Below are 1,103 nucleotides of genomic sequence, written 5' to 3'. Positions count from 1 at the left end.
GCACTGTTAAAAATTTAATCCTTAACCGGAGGGATTTCTGCACCCTCAAATCATCAGGAGACCGCCCGAAAGGGCGGGGAGCAGTCACACATCTGTTTCCGATAGCCCCGTTCTAATGCTACACTCTTTGATATTTTTATGACCTCAATAAACATATTTATGACAGTTGCTGATTTCAAACGGCCCAAATTGGAGCTCCCAAACGGGGCAAACAAACTACTACTGCACTCTTGCTGTGCTCCATGTTCCGGTGAGGTGATGGAGGCGCTTCAGGCCTCGGAAATCGACTACACCATCTTTTTCTACAACCCGAACATTCATCCTCAGAAAGAGTATTTAATTCGTAAGGATGAGAATATTCGCTTTGCTGAACAACACGGCGTGCCGTTTATTGATGCTGATTACGACACAGACAACTGGTTTGAACGAGCCAAAGGAATGGAATGGGAGCCCGAACGAGGGATCCGTTGCACCATGTGTTTTGACATGCGTTTTGAGCGGACAGCGCTGTACGCCGCTGAAAATGGTTTCAGTGTGATCAGCAGTTCACTGGGCATTTCACGCTGGAAAAATATGCAGCAGGTTAACGACTGTGGGCGGCGAGCCGTCGCGCATTATCCGGGCATGGTGTACTGGGATTATAACTGGCGCAAGCAGGGCGGCTCGTCCCGTATGATTGAAATCAGCAAGCGCGAAAAATTCTATCAGCAGGAATATTGTGGCTGTGTGTATTCTCTGCGCGATACCAATCTACACCGCAAATCTCAGGGACGCCCTCTTATCAAAATTGGTCAACTCCACTACGGTAAAGAAGAGAAGGAGTGATTTTATGGGGCACCTTTCTGATTGATTTCATATTGGCGAGGTAAGTAGAATGACTGCGGGTGCTTGAGGCTATCTGCTTCAGGCATGAACACCAAAAGGCAGATAGAGAAAAGCCCCAGTTAACATTACGCGTCCGGCAAGACGCTTAACATTAATCTGAGGCCAATTTCATGCTTTGCACATGTAGGTTAGCCTCTTACATGCCGAAAGGCAAGGAGAAGCAGGCTATGAAGCAGCAAAAGGCGATGTTAATCGCCCTGATCGTCATCTGTTTAACC

Annotated in this window: 1 protein-coding gene; it reads left to right on the top strand. The window is 47.5% G+C overall.

Going from position 1 to position 1,103, the window contains the following annotated elements; translation table 11 throughout:
* The first annotated feature begins 159 nt into the window (after nt 1-159).
* Nucleotides 160-825, top strand: coding sequence for an epoxyqueuosine reductase QueH (locus tag ABZJ92_RS21930; protein ID WP_029716636.1), 666 nt, complete (start codon nt 160-162; stop codon nt 823-825).
* The last annotated feature ends 278 nt before the right edge of the window (nt 826-1,103 follow it).

The sequence above is a fragment of the Shigella sp. FJ200513 genome (assembly GCF_040495915.1).
Lineage (GTDB): Bacteria > Pseudomonadota > Gammaproteobacteria > Enterobacterales > Enterobacteriaceae > ECMA0423.
The sequence above is the reverse complement of the archived record's forward strand: the minus strand, read 5'-3'. Positions and strand labels throughout refer to the sequence as shown.